We start from the raw sequence: 21,370 nt of genomic DNA on the forward strand, positions 1-21,370 counted from the left end.
GCCGCCGGGCCTTGCCGGTCAGGGCAGCCGGGTCAGCACCTCGTCCGTCAGCACCTCGATCTCGCCGCGCGCGGCGCCGGTGCGGCTGGTGTCGCCCGCGCCAAGGCCCTGCCCCAGTGTCTCGGCATAGGCGACGCGGTTGGCGACCTGCGCCTGCGCCACTTCGGCACCAAGCTCGCTGGCCTTTTCGGCGATCTCGATGGCCAGACGGGTGTTGGGCCGGGTGCGGTTCAGCACGATCAGCGTCTCGCACCGCTCGCGCCGGGCCAGATCCAGCACCCCCTCGGTTGCCCACAGATCGACCTGACTGGTCGCCACCGGCACCACGACCAGATCGGCCACCCGCAAGGCCGGGCGCAGGTCGCTGTCGATCTTGGGCGGCGTGTCGACGATGACGTAATCAAAGCGCTTTTTCAGCTTTTCGGATTCGTAGCTCGCCCCCCAGGCCGAGGACGTGGTGAACTCCAGCGCCTCATCCTCGCCCAGACGTTGCAGGCGTTCAAGAAACCAGCGCCCCATGCTGCCTTGCGGGTCGGTATCGAGCAGCGCGACCGAATGGCCGCGCGTGCGCAACTCGACCGCCAGATTGATCGCGATCGTCGTCTTGCCCGAGCCGCCCTTTTGCTGCGCCACGGTGATGATGCGTCCCGCCATTCCTGCCCCCTCGCGGTTCCTTGATTCAGTCCAGACTAGGGGCAAGTCGTGGAGGATGCACCCGTTTTCGCAACCGCAGCATGATTGGCGCCGGCTGCGGGCTCAGGCCTCCCAGGTGCCGACCACGTCATACATCACCGGCTCGAAATGCCGGCACATGGCGTTGATGCCGCGATTGCGTTCCCGCATCTCGGGGCTGCGCAGCATGGCCTGATAATCGCCGCGCGCGCGCCATTGCGAATAGGTGGCGATGCGGGTCTGGGCGTCGTTCAGATGGATGGCGCCTGCGACATAACCGGGCTGGCGGCTGATGACCTCGTCATAGGCGGCCGTCAGCGCGTCCAGAACGTCATGCGCCGAGCCCGGCGTCACGTCAAAGGTGCAGATGACGGTTTGACCCTGAAAATCTTCGGCAATCTGGGGCATGGCTGGGGTTCCTCCTTCCCGCGGCTACGGGTTCAGGATAGCGCAGCGCCGCGCAAGGCAAAGCGAATTCTGCGCAGGCTACAGCTCGATGTCGCCGCCCGGCGCCTCGCGCAGATCGGCGGGCGGATCGGCAGGCGCCTGCCCCGGCGCACGTTCCGGGGCCGGGCGCATCATGTCGCGCAGGTTCGGGCCGATCTCGGGCGGCGGCGGCGCATCGGCGCGGCGGCGGATCAGGATGTCGCCATTTTCCAGCCGCTCGGGCGCCTGATAATTCCTGACGTCATCCATCAGATCGCCCAGCTCGCCCAGCACCGGCCCCATGCGCTGCGCAAGCCCGCCCAGATCCTGCCCCAGCCGGTCCAGCGAGGGCTGGGCCCGGTCCAGCAGATTCTGCATGAACTGCTCCAGCCCCTGCTGGAACGGATCGTCGGACGCAGCACCCGGATCCCCGGCGCGCGGCGGCTCATAGGTCTGGGCCAGAACGGGCGTTGCCAGCAACGCAAGGACCAGCACAAGGCGACGGGACATGGCAAACTCTCCTCAACATGCAGGAAAAACCTGTCCGCAGCCATCACGGTTCCGCCGGGGGCACGTGAAACTTGGCCCCGGCCTCAGGCGGTGCGGAACCGGGCCTGATTGCGGAATGCGTCCCAGGCGTCATTCAGCGCGCGGGTGCGGGCCTCGGCCAGCCGGATCGCCTCGGGCGGCAGGCCACGGGCGATGGCGCGGTCGGGGTGGCTTTCGCGGATCAGCTCGCGCCAGCGCTGCTTGGCCTGAGGCAAGGGCGTGTCGGGGGCGATGCCCAGCACATCGCAGGACGGGCAGCCGGCGCCACGATCATGCCGGCCCCGGATCGCCGCAGCCGCCTCGGCCGAGATGCCGAAGATCCGCGCGACCTCGTCCAGAAACACCAGCTCGGCCTCGTTCAGAACGCCATCGGCGACGGCGATGATGTAAAGCCCCTCCAGAACATCATCCAGCACCGGATCGCCCTGCGGGAACATCCGCGCGATGCGCCCGGCCCATGCGTCGAACCCGGCCACGTCCTGACGCGCCAGATCAAAGACCCGCGCCGCGTTCTGTTCCTCGGAGCGCGGGATGATGAAAACACGACGGAATGCCGCCACCTCGGCGCGCGCCACCGTGCCGTCGGCCTTGGCAAGCTTGGCCCCCAGCGCGATCACCGCAATGGTGAAGGCCACTGATTTTTCGGGCGGCGTCGCCGGGCGGGCGGCATGCAGCAGCGCCGCCATCCGGTCGGCGATGCGCTGCCAGAAGCTACGCGGCTTGGGCAGGCTTGGGCAGGCAGTCGGAGGGTCTTGCGTCACGGTTTCCATGGCCATCAGCCTAAGGGCAGCGGGGGCGTCAAGTCCACCGGCAATGCCCGCTCTTGCCTATCTGCGACTTTCCAGCGCAGCCTTGATGATCAGCACGATCAGCGCGATCACCGTCAGGGTCGAGGCGGCGGCAAAGGCGCCGGTGGTGTTCAGGTCATTGAACATCAGCTCGATCTGTAACGGCAGCGTGTTGGTCTGACCCCGGATGCTTCCCGAAACCACCGAGACGCCGCCGAATTCCCCCACCGCGCGCGCCGTGCACAGCACCGCGCCGTAAAGCAGCGCCCAGCGGATATTGGGCAGCGTCACGCGCGAAAACACCTGCCAGCCGCGCGCGCCCAGCGTCACCGCCGCCTCTTCCTGCTCTGAGCCCTGCGCCTGCATCAGGGGCAAGAGCTCGCGCGCGACAAAGGGCGCGGTGACGAACATGGTGACCAGCACGATCCCCGGCAGGGCGAACATGATCTTCAGATCATGCGCGGCCAGCCACGGCCCCCACAGCCCCTGCCGCCCGTAAAGCAGCAAGTAGCAGATGCCGGCGATGATCGGCGAGATCGAGAACGGGATCTCGATCAGCGTCACCAGCAGCTTGCGGCCGGGAAAGCGAAAGCGGGTGATGGCCCATGCGGCGGCGATGCCAAAGGCGATGTTGACCGGCACCACGATCACCGCCACCAGCGCCGTCAGCCAGATCGCATGCAGCGTCTGCGCATCGGTGATATTGCCCAGATAGCTGGCCCAGCCCTGCGCAAAGGCCCGCCAAAAGATAAAGACCAGCGGCACCACGACGATGATCGCGGTCAGCACCACGGCAAGACCGATCAGCAGGCGTGGCATGGCGCGGCTTTGGCCGGGGGCATGGGCGCCGGCGCGGGCTTGCGGGGCAGCAAGGCTCATCGCCGGGCCTCCAGATGGCGGGCGGCGCGGAATTGCAGCCAGTTGGAAAAGGCCAGCAGCACCAGCGCCAGCACCAGCAGCACCAGCGCGATGGCGGCCGCGCCCTGATAGTCGTATTCCTCAAGCCGGATAAAGGCCAGAAGCGCGGCGATCTCGGTCTTGAACGGCAGGTTGCCGGCGATGAACACCACGGCGCCGAACTCGCCCAGACTGCGGGCGAAGGCGATGGTCGAGCCTGACAGCCATGCCGGCAGGATCGCCGGCAGCACCACGCGGCGAAAGATCACCCAAGGCCGCGCCCCCAGCGTCATCGCCGCCTGCTCCAGCGCCGGGTCCAGATCTTCGAGCACCGGCTGGACCGCGCGCACGACGAAGGGCACCGAGGTAAAGGTCATCGCCAGGATCACGCCGCCCAGCGTATAGACCAGCTCGATCCCCAGCCCCGCCAGTGGCCCGCCGAACCAGCCGTTGGCCGAATAAAGCGCGGTCAGCGAAATGCCCGCAACGGCGGTCGGCAGCGCAAAGGGCACATCCATCAGCGCATCCAGAATGCGCCGGCCCGGAAACTCATAGCGCGTCAGCACCCATGCCATCAGCAGCCTGTAAAGCGCGTTGAAGACGGTAGCGACGAAGGCCGCCGTCACCGTCACCCGCAGCGCCGACAGTGTGCGCGGCGCGGTGATGATGGCCCAGAACCGGGCCGGGCCGATCTCGGCCCCTTTCAGCACCAGCGCGATCACCGGGATCAGGATGACCAGCGCCACGAACAACAGCGTCGTGCCGAGGCTGAGCGAGAACCCCGGCAGCACGCGTTTCGGCCTGATCGCCGTCGCCGTCATTGGTTGACAAACACCTGATCCAGAATGCCGCCTTCGGCCAGATGCTCGGATTGCACCTTGCCCCAGCCGCCAAAGACCTCATCCACGGTCAAGAGCTTCACCTCGGGGAATTCGGTAGCATGTTTGGCGGCCACATCCTTGTCGGTGACGCGGTAATGGTTCTCGGCCAGCGTCTCTTGCGCCTCGGGGGTATAGAGCCATTTCAGGTATTCGGTCGAAACCTCCAGCGCGCCGTCCTTTTTCGCGTTCTCGGTCACCACGGCGACCGGGAAGGCGGCAAACAGGCTGGTCGCCGGCGTCACCGCCTCAAAGCCCTGATCGGCATATTGCTTGGCGATGCCCTTGGTCTCGGCCTCGAAGGTGATCAGCACGTCGCCGATATTGCGCTCGGCAAAGGTCTGGGTCGCGGCGCGCCCGCCGGTGTCAAAGACCGGGACATTGGCAAAGATCTTGCCGACGAATTCCTTGGCCTTTTCAACGTCATTGCCATTGTTGGCCAGCCCATAGGCAAAGGCGGCAAGATAGGTATAGCGGCCATTGCCCGAGGTTTTCGGGTTCGGGAACACCGCCTTGACGTCGTCGCGCGCCAGATCCGACCAGTCCTTGATGCCCTTGGGGTTGCCCTTGCGCACCAGAAACGCCGGCAGCGAATAATAGGGCGAGGCCGCGTTCGGCAGCGCCTCGCGCCAGTTTTCCTCGACAAGGCCGTTCTTGGCCAGCACGTCCACGTCGGTTTCCTGATTGAAGGTCACCACATCGGCCGGCAGCCCTTCGAGGATGGCGCGCGCCTGTTTCGACGAGCCGCCGTGGCTTTGGTCGATGGTCACGTCGCGCCCGGTCTTGTCCTTCCAATAGGTCTGGAATTCGGGGTTCAGCGCCTCGAACAGCTCGCGCGCGATGTCATAGCTGACGTTCAGGATCTTGTCCTGCGCCATGGCCGGGGTCGCGCCCAGAAGCAGGGCCAGCGCGGCAATGCGGAATTTCGGGATCATAGGGATTTCTCCTTGCGGGGGAATGCGGTGACCGCGCCCGGCGTGGCTTCGCGGCCGGGGACGGTGGTCATGGCGGGAAAGATCGCGCCGGCCTCGGCGCGCAGGATGACGCGGCTGCCCTTGCTCAGGCCGCGCGCCTCGGGGGCGCGGCGCGGCAGATCGACCGGGATCTGCACCGCGCCATCGCTGAGGTCGATGCGCAGCAGCGCCCCGTTCGAGGTACATCGCGTGACCTGCCAGCGCCCGGCGGGATCGGCCACCGGCACCACGTCATCGGGGCGCAGGAACAGCGTGGCTGGACCATCGGCCAGGGCGCGGCGCGGCAGGCGGCTGGCGTCCAGCCCCGGTGCCTCAGCCCGGCCGGCATGCATCTGCACCGGCAGCTCGATGGTGGCGCCCATGAAGCCGGCGACGAAACGGCTGGCCGGGTGGTCGTGGATCTGGTCGGCATTGCCGATCTGCTCGATGCGGCCATCGCCCATCACCACCACGCGGTCGGCCAGTTCAAAGGCCTCTTCCTGATCATGGGTGACAAAGATCGTGGTCGAGCCGGTTTCCTCATGCACATTGCGCAGCCATGCGCGCAGGTCGCGGCGCACGGCGGCATCCAGCGCGCCAAAGGGTTCGTCCAGCAGCAGCACCGTGGGCTGGATCGCCAAGGCCCGGCCAAGGGCCACGCGCTGGCGCTGCCCGCCCGACAATTGCGCCGGATAGCGATCGCCCAGATGCGCGATCTGCAGGAAATGCAAAAGCTCATCGACCTTGGCGGCGATCACCGCCCGGCCCGGCCGCTCGGCGCGCGGCCGCACCGTCAGGCCAAAGGCGATATTGTCGCGCACGCTCATATGCGGAAACAGCGCGTAATGCTGGAACACAAAGCCGATGCGGCGGTCCTGCGCCGCCAGCCGCAGCCAGTCGGCGCCATGCACGGTCAGGCTGCCGGCATCGGGCCATTCCAGCCCGGCGATGATCTTCAGCAGCGTGGTCTTGCCCGAACCCGACGGACCCAGCAATGCGACCAGCTCGCCGGTCTCGACGGTCAGATCGATGCCGCGCAGCACCGAGGTGCCGCCAAAGCTTTTGGTCATATTGTCGATCACGATAGACATGCGCGTCCCTCCGGATTGCGTGATGAGGTAACCCTGCCCCGCGCTCTGGGCAAGCCGCGGCGGCGCCCGGCCAACCCGCCCGCCACGAAGGATGTTCCGCCCTGCCCGCCGGTCAGGACCAGCGTTCCACCCTGCCCCGGCATTTGGCGGCAAATTTCCGCCGAGCGCAGGCTGGGAAGCAGGCTTGTCCTTATTTCTCCGGGGCTTCGCAGTCTGCGGGGGGCTGGATCGCGGAAAGGATGCTGAGGCAGGAAAATCCGATGGTCGCGGATTTAGAGCCGCTGTTTCAGAGCCACGTCGGTGAGTTGCAGGCCGACACACAGCCCGAATCGAACCACATGCGGTCAGGCGATGGTCCTGCCGGCGCAGCGACCTTACGAACAGGCGGGCTTTCGCGACGGCCCGCCCTTTGCCGGCGACGGGCCGGACCCGATCAGCGTGTTCACGACCCTTGGCCCGGGCGCCTAGCGCGGGCCAAAGCTTTCGACCCATTCCACCAGTCTGGGCAGGCTCTGGCGTTTCAGGTCATAGCCATCAAGGATGGTCTGGCGGGCGGCGGCGCGCAGGCGCGGCGCCTCGGGGTCACCGGCAAGGCCCTGAATCAGCGCCTTTTCCAGCGCCGGAGCGTCAAAGAACGGCACCAGCCGGCCGTTCTGACCGTCGCGGACCAGTTCGCGCACCGGATCGGTGTCCGAGGCGACGACATGACAGCCCGCCGCCAGCGCCTCGGTCAGCGACCAGCTGAGGACAAAGGGATAGGTCAGGTAGCAATGCACCCGCGCCACCTGCAGCAGCGATAGATATTGCGCATAGGGCACCCGGCCCAGGAAATGGATGCGCGACAGGTCCAGCTGGCCGTCAAGCTCGGCCAGCATCGCCGCCGTCCATGTCTCGGCATGCGGCGGCTTGCCGCCATAGCTGACGCCATCGCCGCCGATCAGCACCACCTGCGCCTGCGGCCGCGCCCGCATCACCGCCGGCAGCGCGCGCATGAAGCGGTGAAAGCCGCGATAGGGTTCAAGCGAGCGCGAGACATAGCTCAGCACCTCATCGCCCGCCCGCAGCAGCTGACCATTGGGCAGGGTCAGGCTGGCCTCGGGGTTGGGGCACACGATGTCGGTGTCGATGCCGTCATGGATCACGGTCAGCTTCTGGCGCAGCTCGGGCGGAAAGCTGGCGGCCTGATATTGCGTCGGCGTCAGCCCCGCATCGGCCTGCACCAGCCCCTGAATCAGATGCGCCGAACGCGCCAGCGCGGTGATCCGCCCCTCATCCGAGTCGGGCGAGATTTCGGGATCAAAGCCCACGTCCTGCCCCCGCGTGCGATAAAGCAGCTCGGCATAGACCAGCAGCCGCACCTCGGGCCAGATCTCGCGCAGAAACAGCGTCTCGCCCCAGCCGGAATGGCCAAGGATCAGGTCGGGCGTATAGCCGTGCCGGTCGCGCAGGGCCCGGCAGCCGCGCGCCGCCAGCCAGCCGCGTTCGGCATGTTCGGCATAGCTGCGCGCAAGGCCGCGCACCGGATTGGCGTCAGGCGTCTTGTAGCGCACCACCTGCACCGGCGCGGGCCGGTTGTTGCGTTCGTCGGTCAGCGCCATGACCTCATGGCCGCGCCGGACCAGCGCGGGCGCCAGATGCAGAAACTGGCCGGGAAAGTTCTGATGGACGAGCAGGATTTTCATGCGAGCTTGGTCAGGAAGGCCGCCTCGATCAGGCGTTGAGTATAATCGTTTTGCGGGTGATCGAAAACCGCATCCGTGCTGCCCTGTTCGACCACCTCGCCCGCGCGCATGACCATGATCTGATGCGACATGGCGCGCACCACGCGCAGGTCGTGGCTGATGAACAGGAAGGCCAGCCCATGCTTGCGCTGCAAACGCCGCAACAGCTCGACGATCTGGACCTGCACCGTCATGTCCAAGGCGCTGGTCGGCTCGTCCAGCACCACCAGCCGGGGTCGCAGGATCATCGCCCGCGCAATGGCGATGCGCTGGCGCTGGCCGCCGCTGAATTCGTGCGGATAGCGGTGCATGCTGGCCGGATCCAGCCCGACCTCGCGCATGATCTCATCGACCATCTCGCGGCGGTTGCGGCCGGGCTCGACCCCATGCACGCCCAGCCCCTCGGCGATGATCTGTTCGACCGTCATGCGCGGCGACAGGCTGCCATAGGGATCCTGAAACACGATCTGCATGTCGCGGCGCAGGCCCCGCATGGCGCGGCCCTGCAATTGCGCGATGTCGCGGCCCATGTAAAGGATCGGTCCTTCGCTTGCGATCAGCCGCATCACGGCCAGCGCCAGCGTGGTCTTGCCGCTGCCCGACTCGCCGACGATGCCCAGCGTCTCGCCCGCGCGAACCGACAGTGTGGCGCCGTTCACCGCCTTCACATGGCCGACGGTGCGGCGCAGGAAACCGCGCTGGATCGGGAACCAGACCTTCAGGTCGCGCGTCGCCACCACCTCGGGCGGATCGCCCGCCAGCGGCTCGGCCCGGCCCTTGGGTTCGGCGGCAAGCAGCATCCGGGTATATTCATGCTGCGGATCGGCAAAGATCTGCGCGGTCGGGCCCTGTTCGACGATCTCGCCGCCCTTCATCACGCAGACCCGGTCGGCGATGCGCCGCACCAGCCCCAGATCATGGCTGATGAACAGCATCGACAGACGCTCCGAGGCCTTCAGCTCGGCCAGCAACTCCATGATCTGGGCCTGAATGGTCACGTCCAGCGCCGTCGTCGGCTCGTCGGCGATCAACAGTTCGGGGTCGTTGGCCAGCGCCATGGCGATCATGATGCGCTGACGCTGCCCGCCGGAAAACTGATGCGGGTAATCGGCGAGCCGGCTTTCCGGTTCGCGGATGCCGACGCGGGTCAGCAGATCGACGATCCGCGCCCGCGCTTGCGCGCCATGCAGGCGCTGATGCAGCGCAAGACTTTCGCCCAGCTGCCGTTCCAGCGTGTGCAGCGGGTTCAGCGAGGTCATCGGCTCTTGGAAAATGAAGCTGATGTCATTGCCGCGCACGGCACGCAGCGCCGCTTCCGAGGCGCCGACCAGCTCGCGCCCGGCGTATTTCACCGAACCTTCCAGCTGCGCGCTGTCGCCAAGCAGGCCGACCGTCGACAGCGCCGTGACCGATTTGCCCGAGCCGGATTCGCCCACCAGCGCCACGGTTTCGCCCTTGCCGATGGCAAAGCTGACGCCCTTGACCGCAGGCACCACCTGCCCGTCCTGACGAAAGCCGATGCGCAGGTTTTCGACTTGCAGAACCGGCGTCATCGGAAGGTCTTTCTGGGGTCGAAGGCGTCGCGGATGCCTTCAAAGACGAAGACCAGAAGCGACAGCATGATGGCAAAAGTGAAAAACGCGGTGAAGCCCAGCCATGGCGCCTGCAGGTTCTGCTTGGCCTGCAAGGCCAATTCGCCCAGCGACGGCGCCGAGGTCGGCAGCCCGTAGCCCAGATAATCCAGCGCCGCCAGCGACGAGATCACCCCGGTCACGACAAAGGGCAGCATGGTCAGCGTCGCGACCATGGCATTGGGCAGGATATGGCGGAACATGATGACCCGGTCGCTGACCCCCAGCGCACGCGCCGCGCGGACATATTCAAAGTTGCGCGCGCGCAGAAACTCGGCCCGGACCACGCCGACCAGCGCCGGCCAGCCGAACAGGATCGAGACAAAGACCAGCAGCCAGAAGCTGCGCCCCAAGATCGCGAACAGGATGATAATCACGTAAAGAGAGGGGGTTGAGCCCCATATCTCAAGCAATCTCTGAAAGATCAGATCGGTGCGGCCGCCGAAATAGCCCTGCACCGCGCCGGCGGCGATACCGATGACCGAGGACACTATCGTTACGATCAGCGTGAACAGGATCGACAGCCGGAACCCATAGATCACCCGCGCCAGCACGTCGCGCGAGGTGTCGTCCGTGCCCAGCCAATGCGCGGCATCGGGCGCGCTGGGCGCGGTGCCGACATTGTTGATGGTGCGGTAATGATAGGGGATCGGCGGCCAGATCATCCAGCCTTTGGCGACATCCTGACCACCGACCTTGCCGGTCTCGCGCGCCTCGCGCTCGGTCACCTCGGGGTCGTCCCAACATTCCGGGCGACCGCCGGTCACGATCAGGCATTGCACACCGGGGTCGGTATAGATCGCCTCGGTGCCGAAATCGCCGCCAAAGGCCGTCTCGGGGTAGAATTTATAGACCGGGAAATACAGCCCGCCGCGGTAGCTGACCACGATCGGCTTGTCATTGGCGATCAGCTCGGCAAAGAGCGACAGCACGAAAAGCAACGAAAAGATCATCAGCGACCAGAAGGCACGGCTGTTGCGGCGGAAGTTCCGCAGCCGGCGCCGGTTCAGCTCGGACAATGCCATCAGCCGGCCCTCCGCTCGAAGTCGATGCGCGGATCGACCAGCACATACATCAGATCCGACAGGATCCCGACGATCAGGCCCAACATGCCAAAGACGTAAAGCGTGCCAAAGATCACCGGATAATCGCGCTGCACCGCCGCCTCGAAACCCAGCCGGCCGAGACCGTCCAGCGAAAAGATCGTCTCGATCAGGATAGACGAGCCAAAGAACACGCCCAGAAACATCGCCGGAAAGCCCGCGATCACGATCAGCATGGCGTTGCGAAAGACATGACCGTAAAGCACCTTGCGCTCGGCCAGACCCTTGGCGCGGGCGGTCATCACATATTGCTTGTTGATCTCGTCCAGAAAGCTGTTCTTGGTCAAAAGCGTCAGCGTCGCAAAGCTGGAGATCGAGGTCGCGATCACCGGCAGCGTGATGTGCCACAGATAATCCGTCGCTTTGCCCCACAGGCTGAGGTTGGCGAAATTGTCCGAGGTCAATCCGCGCAGCGGAAAGATCTGCCAGTAACTTCCGCCCGCGAACAGCACCATCAACAGCACCGCGAACAGGAAGGCCGGGATGGCATAGCCGATGATGATGACGCCGCTGGTCCAGGTATCAAAGGCACTGCCGGCGCGCACCGCCTTGCGGATACCCAAGGGGATCGAGATCACATAGGCGATCAGCGTCGACCACAGGCCCAGCGTGATCGAGACCGGCATCTTCTCGACCACCAGATCGATGACCGAGATCGAGCGGAAGAAGCTGGTGCCGAAATCAAAGCGGACGTAATTGCCCAGCATGATCAGAAAGCGCCGCGCCGCGCCGATCTTTTCCTTGTGGCAATCGGGCGATTTCAGGCTGGGCTCGCCCTGATGGTTGGCATCGCAGATGGTGCGGGCAAAGCCCATCTGCACCTCAAGCTGGTCCAGAAGCTCGGGCGGGATGCCGCGGGCGCCGGCATATTCGGTATTCTGCGGCGCGTCGCCGCCGCCCGAGATATTGCGCAGCGCATCGCCCTCGCCCTGAACCTTGGCGATGACCTGTTCGATCGGGCCACCGGGGACGAATTGGGTCAGCGTGAAATTGACCAGCATGATGCCGATCAAGGTGGGTATGATCAGCAGCAAACGCCGCAGGATATAGGCTGCCATCCGCCCCTTTGCTCCGCTTTCTCTGCGCCGGTCCCCGCGAAGGGGCTTAGCGCAGCGCGCCGGATTGTTTCAGTTTTTCCGCCTTATCGGCGTCATACCACCAGAAATCAAGCTCACCCAGCGCATAGGGGGGCAGAGTTTCGGGATGCGCAAAGACATCGTAATAGGCGACGGTATGCTCGGCCTTGAACCATTGCGGCACCCAGAAGCGCAGCGCCCGCAGGCTGCGGTCCAGCGCGTGGGCAGCGGTCAGCATCTCGTCGCGGGTCTTGGCCGCGATCCCGTCCTGGATCAGCCGGTCGATGGCAGGGTTGGCCAGCCCCATCGCATTGAACACATCGCCGACATTTTCCGAGCCGAAGGTCTGCTCGGTGTCGCTGGTCAGAAAATAGCCCTGTGCCAGCTGCGTGGTCACGAGGTCGAAATCATGGCTACGGGTGCGGTTGGTGATCTCGGCATCATCGACGCGGGTATTGACGGCATCGATGCCGACGGCGCGCAGGTTTTGAACAAATGGATTTATAACGCGGTCGAAGGTCGCAGAATCGTTCAGAAATTCAACGCGCAGCACCTCGCCCTTCGAATTGCGGCGCATGCCGTCGGCGCCCGGTTTCCAGCCGGCCTCGTCCAAAAGCTTGGCGGCCTTGCGCATATTGCCGCGATCCAGCTGGGTCTTGCCGCCCTCGGGTTGCAGCACCGCGTCATCGGTCAGCACGCTCGGCGGCAGATTCTTGGCCAGCGGCTGCAACAGCGCAAGCTCGGCCTCGGTCGGCTTGCCCTCGGCCATCAGCTCGCTGTTCTGCCAGGGCGAGTTCACCCGCGCGTAAAGCCCGTAGAACAGCGTGTCGTTCGACCATTCAAAGTTGAACATCAGCCCCAGCGCCTCGCGCACGCGGATGTCCTGAAACTTGGGCCGGCGCAGGTTGATCGCCCAGCCCTGCCCGCTGGCGATGCTGCCGTCGGGCAGCGCCTCCTTGCGGACAGCGCCGGATTTGAAGGCCGGGAAATCATAGCGCGTCGCCCAATGGATCGAGCTGGCCTCGTTGCGGAAGGTATAGACCCCGGCCTTGAATGCCTCGAAGGCACTGTCATAGTCGCCGAAATACTCGATGCGGATCTTGTCGAAATTGTGCCGGCCGATATTGATCGGCAGATCCTTGCCCCAGTAATCCGGATTGCGCCGATAGCTGACCGAGCGCCCCATGTCGGCATTATCAAAGACATAAGGCCCAGATCCCAGAAACGGCTTGATGCTGGACTGTTCGATATCGCGGTCGTTCTTGCGAAAATCCTCGCGCGAAAAGACGATCTGGCTGCCGACCGACTGGATCAGGTCGCGGCGCGGATAGCCGGGCTGGAAGTAGAACTTGATGGCGTGATCGTCCAGAACCTCGGCCTTGGCGACCATCTTGGCGATGACCGTGCGATATGACGACAGGCCCTTGTCGCGCAAAAGCTCGAATGAAAACAGCACGTCATGCGCGGTCAACGGCGTGCCGTCCGAAAATTTCGCCTCGAGGCGCAGGTGAAAGATCACCCAGTCGCGGCTTTCGGGATATTCGATCGTTTCGCACAGCAGGCAATAGCTGGCGCCCTGTTCGTCGGCGGTGCCCTCCATCAGCGGTTCCAGCATGATATTGGCCAGCCCCGCCGCCCGGCCGCGATGGGTATAGGGGTTGTAGCTGTCAAAGCCGCCCGCCGCCCATTCCGAAATTTCGCCGCCCTTGGGGGCATCGGGGTTCACATAGGGCAGATGCTTGAAATCCGCCGGCAGTTGCGGCTCACCAAAGGTCGAGATCCCGGTTGCGGTGATGTTCCCGGGCTCCGATCCGGCGGCGGTCTGGGCCTGCGCCAGCCCGGGCAGAACGGCCAGCAGGGCCATGACGGGAAGCGGGCGCAGGGAAAGAATGCTCATGGGCTCTGGCTGGTCCTTGTGGCTTGTCCGGGGGCGCCCGAGGGGCGCGACCTGCCCGCCACGCTAGGCAGCGCCGCAGGGACGATCAACATGCAAATGCGTGATCCGCCGGGCGGGCGGGACGCGAGGTTCAGGCGATACCCCGGCCAAGGCGAAATGCCGCACCTTCATTGCCCGACCCCGCCGCCGCGCAGCTGCGAGGCCAGCCGGACCGCGCCGCGACCGCTTTCCTTGACTGCGTAAAGCGCGGCATCGGCGTCGGCCAACATGCGGGCGGTATCGAGCGTAGGATAGTCGCGCGACTGGCTGAAACCGATGCTGGCGGAAATCTGGCACAGCGCGTCGGCGGTCTCGATCGGGGATTCGATGCGGTGGATGATGCGGCGTCCAAGGTTTTCAAGATCACCGGCCCGGGTCGATCCGGTCAGCAGCAACAGGAATTCATCGCCTCCGGTGCGGGCGACGCGATCGGTCGCACGTGTCGCACCGCGCAGGATCTGGGCGACATGTTGCAAGACCTCGTCGCCGGCGGCGTGTCCGTGCTGATCATTCACATCCTTGAAGCGGTCGAGATCGATCTGGCCCAGGGCAAAGGGCACGGCGGCGGCGTTGCGGGCAGCGACCTCCAGCGCCGCCTCGAAGCCGCGCCGGTTCAGGAGCCCGGTCAGCGGATCGGTCAGCGCCAAAGCCTCGGCGGCCTCGCGCGCCTCTTCCAGACGGCGGTTGGCGCGGGCCAGCTCCCCCATGACGGCGCGGTTCGCCTCATAGATGAACAGGAACTCCATGGCCAGATCTGCAGGGGCGAAGTCGGCGTCGGTCAACGAAAAATGCCGCACCGCCTCGACCAGGGCGATGCCAAAGCCAAGGTTCATCAGCAGCCCGTCGCCTAGCGCCACCCCATGGCCGCGCAGCGTGATCGCCGGCGCGTCGCGCAGCCGCAGAAAGACGCGCCCGCCCTGCAGCACGCGCGCCACCACCCCGGCCCGCCCCTCGCCCGTCGGGCGGTCCACGATGAAACAGCGGTCGAAGTCGCGCGCGCCGCCCAGCATCCGCGCCAGCGTCGGACCGACCGAGCGGATCTGGCCGCCGGGGCACAGCTGCAGATGCATCGGCAATAGCGCGTCCAGCGCGAGGGTGATCTGGTCCTTGGTCACGGGGCGGCTTTCTCGGGCTGTTGGCAGAGGTCGAAGGGGCGGCTCATGGCATGATCTTCAAGCGCGATGCTGAGGCTGATCGACTGGCCCGAGACGACGATCACCGCCAGCGTGCCGTAATCGTCGGCCATGCCACGCAGCGCCCCGGCCAGCGCCCAGATCCAGCCCGGCGGCGCCCCTTCGAGCCGGATCGAATAGGTCTGCGCGCCGGTGCGTTCGACCACCAGGCCATGCGCGGGCAGGTCCGGCAGGATCATCCGCGCCCGGCCGGGCAATTCGTCCAGAGAATGCACGAATTCGATGTAATCGGCGCCGCTGAAGCGCAGCAGGCGCCGGACGGGTTCAAGCCGGACCAGCCAGCCGCCCAAATCTTCAAGCAGCTCGTCCAGCGGCTTGCCGAGGAGGCGGGCGGCGGCGCGCACCACCTTGCGCGTGTCGCGGGGATCGGCCGACATCATGGCCAGAAAACCGCCCTGATCAATTCGCGCCGCATGCAGGATCTCTTGCCAGATGGCATCGCCATAGGTCGTGCGCAGAAAGCTTTCGAGCGAGCGGTTGATCATGCCCTGCATGGCTTAGTCCCCCTTGCGCCGCGGCGGCGCAGTCCAGGCGCGCGCCCCAGCCTGCGCGCGGGTAGTGATCAAGACATAGCCGCTGCCCGACGCCCGCACCGCGACCGCGCCGCTGGCGCGCAGCCGGCGCATATCCAGCAAAGTGCAATCGGGCCGGCGCCCCAGCACCGCGCCAAGATCCGCGTCCGAAATCAGCAGCGCACCGCCCCGGCACAGGGGTGGCGCCAGCGCCGCCGCGCGTTTGCCGGTCAGGTGATGCACCGCCAGATCGCCCCCCGGCAGCGCCAGATAGGCAGAGCGCGCGCCCGCCGCACCCTGCCACAGCGGACGGGCGGCAGCGGCCTGCTGATCGGCAGCGTCGGCGTCACCTTCCAGCCATTCGGCGACAGCAAAGGCGCCGCCCTTGGGCTTGGAGGGCACCCGACCGGCAGCGGTCATCATCGCGATCGCATCGCCCTCGGCCGAGATCAGCAACAGCGGACGGTGGTTGGTGCTCCACAGTAGTAACGCCACCAGCAGCAGCGCGGCGCCGGAAAGCCGCCGCCATGGCCGGCGCGGCGCCAGCCCCTGCGCCGCCAGCGCCGGCGCCAGCAACAGCAGGCAGGCGCCAAGCCCCAGCAGCGGCACCACCGCCGGCGGCGGCAGGCGCACCAGCGTCACCGCACCGCCGAGGCTCGCGATCCAGCCGGCAACAAGCAGCATCCATTTGACGCCCAGCCCCATGCACCACAGCGCCGGCTGCGCAAGGCCAAGCGGCGCCAGCAGCGCCGCGATCACCCCGCCGGGCATGACCAGAATACCCACCACCGGCACCACCAGCAGGTTGGCCAGCAGGCCATATTGCGTCATCCGCCCGAAATGTGCCGCCGCCAGCGGCGAGGTGGCAAGGCTGGCGACCAGCGACGACAACAGCAGCATGGCCACCGGCCGCAGCCAGACCGGCAACCGCGGCGCGACCGAGGACCATGGCCCCTGCGACAGGATCAGGGCAACGGTGGCGGCAAAGCTCATCTGGAAACCGGGCGTGGTCAGCCCTTCTGGCGTGCGGGCCAAAATGACCACGGCAGCCACGGCCACGGTGCGCAGCGACACCGCCCGCCGATCGGCCAGAATCGCCAGCAGCATCACCGCCACCATGACGAAGGAGCGCTCGGTCGCGACGCCGCCGCCCGACAGCCACAGATAGACCGCCGCCGCCAGCAACGCGCCCGCCGCTGCCCATTTGTGCAGCCCGCCACCCAGCCAGACGCCCATGGCCTGCAATCCGACCCCAAGAAGCCGCAGCCCGGCATAGACGAATCCGGCCAGCATGCTCATGTGCAGGCCCGAGATCGAAACGATGTGATATAGGTTCGAGGCGCGCATGATGTCATTCGTGCGCTCGTCAATGCCCGAGCGGTCGCCGGTCATCAGCGCCGCTGCAACCGCACCGGCCTGCCCGCCGATTGAATCGCGCATCCCCTGCGCCAGCCGCATCCGCAGCCGATGCAGCGCCAGCGCACCGCCGGGCCGGGGCGGCTCGACCGTCAGGACCGGGGTGCGGGCATAGCCGATGGCGCCCAAACTCTCGAACCATGCCATGCGGCGGAAATCGAATCCCCCCGGCTCGGCCGGCCCGTTCGGCGGCCCCAGATGCGCCGACAGCATCACCCGCTGGCCGGGCACCGGCAGCGGCCCGTCATCGAAAAGCGAGATCCGCACCCGCTGCGGCACGCGGTCGGACGTAACGTCATCCAGCACCACCTGATCCAGCGTCAGCCGAAAGCGGTCGCGGGCGGAACGGTCGATTTCGACCACCCGCCCCTCGACCGGGCCGTAATAGCGAAAATCCAGCACCGGCGCCGCCACCATCCACGACCGCAGGCCGCAAAAACCGAAACCCAGCGCCGCCAGCAGCAGCGCCAGCGCCAGCAACCGCAGCTGATCGCCCCAGGCCCAGCCGATGCGCCCCGAGGCGACCAGCCACGGCAGCGCAAACCAAAACGCCAGCCCCGCCGCAACCACGCCCGCAGCCAGCACATAGGCGATCTGCCCCGGCTCGAAGGGCAGCGCGAACCAGCCCCCGACCCCCAGCGCCATCCAGAGCGGCACCCAGGGCAAAAGCCCCGCGCGCACCGTCACCGGCGAGCGGGCCTGCGCCGGCCGCCGCCATCCGGCCGCCGTGCCCATAGCCGGCAGCCGTTCCGCCCTGCCCATCCCTTGCGTCACCGAAACTTGTCCTTGCCCGACGCCTTGCGTATCTCTGTGCCCGAGATTGGCACGCCGACCCTTTCAAAAGGATTAACGGCCCAAGCCATAACCTGCTTTCTGGATGGACCTGGCACCCAATGACCGATTCCCGCCCCGTCGTGACCCGCTTTGCCCCCTCACCCACCGGCTATCTGCATATCGGCGGGGCGCGGACGGCGCTGTTCAACTGGCTTTACGCCCGGGGTCGGGGCGGCAAGTTCCTGCTGCGCATCGAGGATACCGACCGCGCCCGCTCGACCCCCGAGGCGACCGAGGCGATCCTGAAGGGCCTGCAATGGCTGGGGCTGGACTGGGACGGCGCGCCGGTCAGCCAGTTCGAAGGCCGCGAACGTCATGCCGAGGTCGCCCGCGAGATGCTGGAAAAGGGCAGCGCCTATAAGTGCTTCTCGACGCAGGAAGAAATCGAGGCCTTCCGCGAGGCCGCCCGCGCCGAGGGCCGCTCGACCCTGTTCCTGTCGCCCTGGCGCGACGCCGATCCCGCGACCTATCCCGACGCGCCCCATGTCATCCGCCTGCGCGCCCCGCGCGAGGGTCAGACCGTAGTGCATGACGCGGTGCAGGGCGACGTGACCTTTGGCAATGACCAGCTGGACGATATGGTGCTGCTGCGCTCGGACGGGACGCCGACCTATATGCATGCGGTCGTGGTCGATGATCACGACATGGGGGTGACGCATATCATCCGGGGCGACGATCACCTGACCAATGCCGCGCGTCAGATCCAGATCTATCAGGCCATGGGTTGGGAGGTGCCGGTCTTTGGCCATATCCCGCTGATTCACGGGACCGATGGCAAGAAACTGTCCAAGCGTCACGGCGCGGTCGGCCTGCATGAATATGCGGCAATGGGCTATCCGGCGGCAGCGATGCGCAATTATCTGGCACGTCTGGGCTGGAGCCATGGCGATGACGAGCTTTTCGACGACGCGCAGGCGCGGGCGTGGTTCGATCTGGCGGGAATCGGCAAGGCGCCGGCCCGGCTGGACTTCAAGAAGCTGGAACATGTCAGCGGCTGGCATATCGCCCGGATGCCGCCCGCCGAACTGATGCACGAGCTTGACGCCTATCTGGCCGAAACCGGCGCGCCGGCGCTGAACGACCAGCAAAAGCACTGGATGGAGCCGATCCTGCCGGTGTTGCAGGCCAAGGCCAAGACGCTGCCGGCGCTGCTGGAACAGGGCCATTTCGCGCTGATCACCCGCCCGGTTACGGTCGAGGAGAAGGCGGCTGCGGCGCTTGATCCGGTATCCCGTGGTATACTGGCCGAATTGACTGCCGCATTGCAGCATGCTAGCTGGGCGCGTGACGACCTCGAGGCGGCCGCCAAGACAATCGGCGAGTCGCACGGGCTGGGTCTGGGCAAAATCGCGGCGCCGCTTCGGGCCGCTTTGGCAGGGCGCAGTTCAACTCCGAGCGTGTTTGACATGATGCTGTCGCTTGGCCGCGAAGAAACGCTGGCAAGGCTGCAGGATCAGGCGGGCTGACGTCCGCATCCCAATCCCTCCGGCCGCGTGCCGGAGATAGGCACAAGGAGACAGGGAATGGCTGAGAGCAAATCCGCAAAGCTGCTGGTCGAGGGCAAGGAGGTCGATCTTCCGATCCTTACGCCCACCGCCGGCCCCGAGGTCATCGACATCCGCAAGCTCTATGGTCAGGGCGATGTCTTTACCTACGATCCCGGCTTCACCTCGACCGCGTCCTGCGATTCGACCATCACCTATATCGATGGCGACAAGGGTGAGCTGTGGTATCGCGGCTATCCGATCGAGCAACTGGCCGCCGAGTCGCATTACCTCGAAGTCTGCTACCTGCTGCTTTACGGGGAACTGCCGACCGAGACCCAACTGACCGATTTCGAGAACCGCGTCACGCGCCACACCATGGTGCATGAACAGATGCACAACTTCTTCCGCGGGTTCCGTCGCGACGCGCATCCGATGGCGACCATGGTCGGCGTCGTCGGTGCCATGTCGGCCTTTTACCACGATTCGGTCGACATCAATGACCCGCTGCAGCGCGAGATCGCCTCGATCCGCCTGATCGCCAAGATGCCGACCATCGCGGCCATGGCCTATAAATATTCGATCGGCCAGCCCTTCGTCTATCCGCGCAACGACCTGAGCTATGCGGCAAACTTCCTGCATATGTGCTTCTCGGTGCCGGCAGAGACCTATAACGTCAACCCGGCCTTGGCCCGCGCCATGGATCGGATCTTTACCCTGCACGCCGATCACGAGCAGAACGCCTCGACCTCGACCGTGCGTCTGGCCGGTTCGTCGGGCGCCAACCCCTTTGCCTGTATCGCCGCGGGCATCGCCTGTCTCTGGGGTCCGGCGCATGGCGGCGCCAACCAGGCCGCGCTGGAGATGCTGCGCCAGATCGGCTCCGTGGACCGCATCCCCGAATATATCGCCAAGGCCAAGGACAAGTCCGACCCGTTCAAGCTGATGGGCTTTGGCCACCGGGTCTACAAGAACTTCGACCCGCGCGCCAAGGTGATGAAGGAATCGGCTGACGAGGTGCTGGACCTGCTGGGCGTGCACAACAACCCGACGCTGCAGGTCGCCAAGGAGCTCGAGAAGATCGCGCTTGAGGACGAATACTTCATCGAGAAGAAACTGTATCCGAACGTCGATTTCTACTCGGGCATCATCCTTGAGGCGATGGGCTTCCCGACCTCGATGTTCACGCCGATCTTTGCGCTGTCGCGCACCGTCGGCTGGATCTCGCAGTGGAAGGAAATGATCGCCGATCCGCAAAACAAGATCGGCCGTCCGCGCCAGCTGTATATCGGCTCGCCGCGCCGCGATTACATCGACATCGTGAAGCGCTGAGCGTTTCGCCGCAAGGTAAGGGCCCCGGGGTGCGATCCCCGGGGCCTTTTGCTTGGGCGTGGCTGGGGGCTCTGCCCCCACGTCCGGCCCAGCCCGTGCCGGGCCGGTCCGGGCGTCCCCCCGGGGTATTTGGAAAATGGTGAAAATGCCGCGGCCGGCCCACGTGGCGGCGCATTTTCCGGGCTTGCGTGGCGCAGGCGCGGGTGCGACATCAGCGGGCATGGAACAGAAAAGCAAGATCGCGCTGGTCACCGGCGCCTCGCGCGGCCTTGGGGCCGCTTTGGCCGAAGCGCTGGGGACGCGCGGCTGGCATGTCATCGCGGTTGCCCGCACCTCGGGCGGGCTGGAGGCGCTGGACGACCGCATCCGCGCCGCTGGCGGCAGCACCACGCTGGCGCCGCTGGATGCCGGCAATGCCGAGGCCATGACCAAGCTGGCCGGCGCCATCGCCGAGCGCTGGGGCGGGCTGGACCTGTGGGCCCATACCGCGATCCATGCCGCGCCCCTGTCCCCCGCCGGCCATATCGATGCCAAGGATTTCCAGAAATCGGTCGATCTGAACGTGGTGGCGACGCGCGGGCTGATCTGCCTGATCGAGCCTTTGCTGCGCGCGCGCCTTGGGCAGGCGCTGTTCTTTGACGATCCGCGCGCCGGGCAGAAGTTCTTTGGCAGCTATGGCGCCACCAAGGCGGCACAGATGGCGCTGGCCCGGAGCTGGCAGGCCGAGAACCAGAACCTGCATCCGCATGTCCAGATCGCCCAGCCGGCGCCGATGCCGACCGCGACGCGGGCACGGTTCTTTCCGGGCGAGGATCGCGGCGGCCTCATCCCCTGCCAGCAGGAAGCCGAGCGGATCCTGTCCGCCATCCTGTGACCGC

19 protein-coding genes are annotated in these 21,370 nt (G+C 66.1%); 3 read left to right on the forward strand and 16 right to left on the reverse strand.

The annotated features are described in order from the left end of the window. Positions 1-18 precede the first annotated feature (18 nt). From parA to GL279_RS04175, 16 genes are all read right to left on the reverse strand, one after another. Positions 19-654, reverse strand: a complete 636-nt coding sequence (gene parA, locus GL279_RS04100; RefSeq protein ID WP_155063336.1) for a ParA family partition ATPase — start codon at positions 652-654, stop codon at positions 19-21. 102 nt (positions 655-756) lie between these two features. After that, complete coding sequence (locus GL279_RS04105; RefSeq protein WP_155063337.1) at positions 757-1,080, reverse strand: antibiotic biosynthesis monooxygenase family protein; 324 nt, start codon at positions 1,078-1,080, stop codon at positions 757-759. A gap of 78 nt (positions 1,081-1,158) precedes the next feature. After that, the gene (locus GL279_RS04110) at positions 1,159-1,608 is read right to left on the reverse strand and encodes a hypothetical protein (protein ID WP_155063338.1); all 450 of its coding nucleotides are present in this window, start codon (positions 1,606-1,608) and stop codon (positions 1,159-1,161) included. 83 nt (positions 1,609-1,691) lie between these two features. Next, complete coding sequence (locus tag GL279_RS04115) at positions 1,692-2,417, reverse strand: TerB family tellurite resistance protein (protein WP_155063339.1); 726 nt, start codon at positions 2,415-2,417, stop codon at positions 1,692-1,694. 57 nt (positions 2,418-2,474) lie between these two features. Further along, positions 2,475-3,314 (reverse strand): sulfate ABC transporter permease subunit CysW, encoded by an 840-nt coding sequence (cysW, locus tag GL279_RS04120; protein WP_211371252.1) that lies wholly within the window; start codon positions 3,312-3,314, stop codon positions 2,475-2,477. Next, a complete protein-coding gene (cysT, locus tag GL279_RS04125) occupies positions 3,311-4,153 on the reverse strand; it encodes a sulfate ABC transporter permease subunit CysT (RefSeq protein ID WP_155063340.1) in 843 nt (280 codons plus the stop codon). Before cysT ends, cysW begins: the two co-directional genes overlap by 4 nt. Further along, complete coding sequence (locus tag GL279_RS04130; protein WP_155063341.1) at positions 4,150-5,145, reverse strand: sulfate ABC transporter substrate-binding protein; 996 nt, start codon at positions 5,143-5,145, stop codon at positions 4,150-4,152. Before GL279_RS04130 ends, cysT begins: the two co-directional genes overlap by 4 nt. Beyond that, positions 5,142-6,254 (reverse strand): sulfate/molybdate ABC transporter ATP-binding protein, encoded by a 1,113-nt coding sequence (locus tag GL279_RS04135; protein WP_155063342.1) that lies wholly within the window; start codon positions 6,252-6,254, stop codon positions 5,142-5,144. The genes GL279_RS04130 and GL279_RS04135 overlap by 4 nt, the downstream gene beginning before the upstream one ends. A 464-nt stretch (positions 6,255-6,718) precedes the next feature. Continuing rightward, entirely contained in the window at positions 6,719-7,936 is a 1,218-nt protein-coding gene (locus tag GL279_RS04140) for a glycosyltransferase (protein WP_155063343.1), read from the reverse strand. Next, positions 7,933-9,528: an ABC transporter ATP-binding protein gene (locus GL279_RS04145; protein ID WP_155063344.1), complete on the reverse strand. Its 1,596-nt coding sequence runs from the start codon at positions 9,526-9,528 to the stop codon at positions 7,933-7,935. Before GL279_RS04145 ends, GL279_RS04140 begins: the two co-directional genes overlap by 4 nt. Then, positions 9,525-10,631, reverse strand: a complete 1,107-nt coding sequence (locus GL279_RS04150) for an ABC transporter permease (protein WP_155063345.1) — start codon at positions 10,629-10,631, stop codon at positions 9,525-9,527. Before GL279_RS04150 ends, GL279_RS04145 begins: the two co-directional genes overlap by 4 nt. Continuing rightward, complete coding sequence (locus tag GL279_RS04155; protein ID WP_155063346.1) at positions 10,631-11,767, reverse strand: microcin C ABC transporter permease YejB; 1,137 nt, start codon at positions 11,765-11,767, stop codon at positions 10,631-10,633. The genes GL279_RS04150 and GL279_RS04155 overlap by 1 nt, the downstream gene beginning before the upstream one ends. A gap of 46 nt (positions 11,768-11,813) precedes the next feature. Further along, on the reverse strand, positions 11,814-13,682 hold the full coding sequence (locus GL279_RS04160; protein WP_155063347.1) for an extracellular solute-binding protein: 1,869 nt from the start codon (positions 13,680-13,682) through the stop codon (positions 11,814-11,816). 167 nt (positions 13,683-13,849) lie between these two features. Then, the gene (locus GL279_RS19560; protein ID WP_343039701.1) at positions 13,850-14,836 is read right to left on the reverse strand and encodes a GGDEF domain-containing protein; all 987 of its coding nucleotides are present in this window, start codon (positions 14,834-14,836) and stop codon (positions 13,850-13,852) included. Further along, complete coding sequence (locus GL279_RS04170) at positions 14,833-15,408, reverse strand: heme NO-binding domain-containing protein (RefSeq protein WP_155063348.1); 576 nt, start codon at positions 15,406-15,408, stop codon at positions 14,833-14,835. The genes GL279_RS19560 and GL279_RS04170 overlap by 4 nt, the downstream gene beginning before the upstream one ends. Positions 15,409-15,411: 3 nt before the next feature. Then, positions 15,412-17,616 carry a ComEC/Rec2 family competence protein gene (locus GL279_RS04175; protein ID WP_343039702.1) on the reverse strand — a complete coding sequence of 735 codons (2,205 nt, stop codon included), beginning with the start codon at positions 17,614-17,616 and terminating at the stop codon, positions 15,412-15,414. Positions 17,617-17,735: 119 nt separating this feature from the next. Here GL279_RS04175 and gltX point away from each other — a divergent pair, with 119 nt between their 5' ends. From gltX to GL279_RS04190, 3 genes are all read left to right on the forward strand, one after another. Next, entirely contained in the window at positions 17,736-19,142 is a 1,407-nt protein-coding gene (gltX, locus tag GL279_RS04180; RefSeq protein ID WP_155063349.1) for a glutamate--tRNA ligase, read from the forward strand. Between the two features lie 57 nt (positions 19,143-19,199). Beyond that, a complete protein-coding gene (gltA, locus tag GL279_RS04185; RefSeq protein WP_155063350.1) occupies positions 19,200-20,492 on the forward strand; it encodes a citrate synthase in 1,293 nt (430 codons plus the stop codon). A gap of 220 nt (positions 20,493-20,712) precedes the next feature. Next, positions 20,713-21,366 (forward strand): SDR family NAD(P)-dependent oxidoreductase, encoded by a 654-nt coding sequence (locus GL279_RS04190; RefSeq protein ID WP_155063351.1) that lies wholly within the window; start codon positions 20,713-20,715, stop codon positions 21,364-21,366. The last annotated feature ends 4 nt before the right edge of the window (positions 21,367-21,370 follow it).

This window comes from Paracoccus limosus (genome assembly GCF_009711185.1).
GTDB lineage: Bacteria > Pseudomonadota > Alphaproteobacteria > Rhodobacterales > Rhodobacteraceae > Paracoccus > Paracoccus limosus.

Excerpts from the sequence above, each read along its gene's own strand:
- GL279_RS04140 (WP_155063343.1), bottom strand. The coding sequence starts at position 7,936 with ATGAAAATCCTGCTCGTCCATCAGAACTTTCCCGGCCAGTTTCTGCAT.
- GL279_RS04115 (WP_155063339.1), bottom strand. The coding sequence starts at position 2,417 with ATGGAAACCGTGACGCAAGACCCTCCGACTGCCTGCCCAAGCCTGCCC.
- cysT (WP_155063340.1), bottom strand. The coding sequence starts at position 4,153 with ATGACGGCGACGGCGATCAGGCCGAAACGCGTGCTGCCGGGGTTCTCG.
- GL279_RS04150 (WP_155063345.1), bottom strand. The coding sequence starts at position 10,631 with ATGGCATTGTCCGAGCTGAACCGGCGCCGGCTGCGGAACTTCCGCCGC.
- GL279_RS04130 (WP_155063341.1), bottom strand. The coding sequence starts at position 5,145 with ATGATCCCGAAATTCCGCATTGCCGCGCTGGCCCTGCTTCTGGGCGCG.
- GL279_RS04170 (WP_155063348.1), bottom strand. The coding sequence starts at position 15,408 with ATGCAGGGCATGATCAACCGCTCGCTCGAAAGCTTTCTGCGCACGACC.
- GL279_RS04190 (WP_155063351.1), top strand. The coding sequence starts at position 20,713 with ATGGAACAGAAAAGCAAGATCGCGCTGGTCACCGGCGCCTCGCGCGGC.
- GL279_RS04155 (WP_155063346.1), bottom strand. The coding sequence starts at position 11,767 with ATGGCAGCCTATATCCTGCGGCGTTTGCTGCTGATCATACCCACCTTG.
- GL279_RS04160 (WP_155063347.1), bottom strand. The coding sequence starts at position 13,682 with ATGAGCATTCTTTCCCTGCGCCCGCTTCCCGTCATGGCCCTGCTGGCC.
- GL279_RS04135 (WP_155063342.1), bottom strand. The coding sequence starts at position 6,254 with ATGTCTATCGTGATCGACAATATGACCAAAAGCTTTGGCGGCACCTCG.
- GL279_RS04105 (WP_155063337.1), bottom strand. The coding sequence starts at position 1,080 with ATGCCCCAGATTGCCGAAGATTTTCAGGGTCAAACCGTCATCTGCACC.
- cysW (WP_211371252.1), bottom strand. The coding sequence starts at position 3,314 with ATGAGCCTTGCTGCCCCGCAAGCCCGCGCCGGCGCCCATGCCCCCGGC.
- GL279_RS04110 (WP_155063338.1), bottom strand. The coding sequence starts at position 1,608 with ATGTCCCGTCGCCTTGTGCTGGTCCTTGCGTTGCTGGCAACGCCCGTT.
- GL279_RS04145 (WP_155063344.1), bottom strand. The coding sequence starts at position 9,528 with ATGACGCCGGTTCTGCAAGTCGAAAACCTGCGCATCGGCTTTCGTCAG.
- parA (WP_155063336.1), bottom strand. The coding sequence starts at position 654 with ATGGCGGGACGCATCATCACCGTGGCGCAGCAAAAGGGCGGCTCGGGC.
- gltX (WP_155063349.1), top strand. The coding sequence starts at position 17,736 with ATGACCGATTCCCGCCCCGTCGTGACCCGCTTTGCCCCCTCACCCACC.
- gltA (WP_155063350.1), top strand. The coding sequence starts at position 19,200 with ATGGCTGAGAGCAAATCCGCAAAGCTGCTGGTCGAGGGCAAGGAGGTC.